This is a genomic window from Mesorhizobium sp. M7A.F.Ca.CA.003.01.2.1 (genome assembly GCF_003998945.1).
Lineage (GTDB): Bacteria > Pseudomonadota > Alphaproteobacteria > Rhizobiales > Rhizobiaceae > Mesorhizobium > Mesorhizobium ciceri.
In genome coordinates, this window is the sequence record NZ_RZRA01001386.1 from 1 (window position 1) to 970 (window position 970).

At 62.1% G+C, this 970-nt stretch carries 2 protein-coding genes and 1 pseudogene; all 3 read left to right on the top strand.

Features of this window, described 5'->3' with window-relative positions; all coding sequences use genetic code 11:
- On the top strand, positions 1–156 hold a 156-nt coding region (locus tag EN969_RS32850), incomplete at its 5' end, for a GMC oxidoreductase (RefSeq protein WP_348632431.1).
- A gap of 13 nt (positions 157–169) precedes the next feature.
- A complete protein-coding gene (locus EN969_RS32855; RefSeq protein WP_013528107.1) occupies positions 170–619 on the top strand; it encodes a hypothetical protein in 450 nt (149 codons plus the stop codon).
- Positions 620–693: 74 nt separating this feature from the next.
- Positions 694–970: pseudogene (locus EN969_RS32860) on the top strand (glycosyltransferase family 4 protein); the annotation flags it as partial.

Genomic DNA, 970 nt, shown 5'->3' on the forward strand with positions numbered 1-970 from the left:
GGCCCGGCCGATTCTGTGGTCGACAGCGGCATGATCCACCATCAGCTCAGAAACCTGGTCGTCGTCGGCACCAGCACCTATCCGAGCTGCTCCTGCGCCAACCCGAGCCTGACCGCGGCAGCGCTGTCCTTGCGGGCGGCGAGCCGGATCGCGTGAAAGGAGGTATCGCATGATCGAGATTTCCAGACGCTCGGCCCTGGCCGTCTTGGCTGGCGGAGTGGTTTCGACGGGGGTCGCCTACGCCACCGTTTCCTCCTTCTCGGACGAGGATCTGGTGCGCGTCACGCTGGAAAAATATCTTGGCAAGTTGAACATCCGCATCGAGCATCTGCAGCAGTTCGTGCTGGCGTTCCGCGACAGGAATCCATGGAATTTCCCAAGCGAAAAACTGAGTGATGCCGTCACCCTGGTGGAGGAGCTCAAACTGGGCGCCGCGCGTCGCTTGCTGCCCCGGCGGAAGCGGGAAGATCTGCTGCATTTCGACCGCTGGGTCGTCGCCGAATTCCATATGCTGACGGACTACGCCTGGCGCAGTTCGCCCAACGACCCGATCCGGTTTACCGGCTGGCAATCCTGTACCAATCCCTTCGCCAATCTGGAGCCGCCGAAACTTGCCTGACGTCGAAAGCGAGGCGGCGGCCTTTGCCTGTTGTCTCCGAGCAAGGAATACGAGATGCGACAAGGAGCCCGATCATGAAAGTTCTCTTTGCAGGCGGCAACGGCTACCCGCCCGAGTTCAGTGGCGGCGTTCAGTCGAGCACGCATCATCTGGCCGAACAGTTGATCGAGCACGGTCATGAAGCGGCTGTGCTCGCCGCCCTGTTCGGTGACGGTGTCTTCGGCTTCAAGGCACGCGCCAAGATGAAGCTGTTGCGGCAGCCGGCGGTTGTCGACAGCTATCCCGGCTATCCGGTGGTGCGGGCCTGGTTTCCCTGGGAAGCGGCGGGTTATGCCGTCGACAGGCTGAAGC

What these genes read in the sequence shown, in the direction of transcription:
- EN969_RS32855 (WP_013528107.1), top strand. Translation starts at nt 170, where the DNA reads ATGATCGAGATTTCCAGACGCTCGGCCCTGGCCGTCTTGGCTGGCGGA.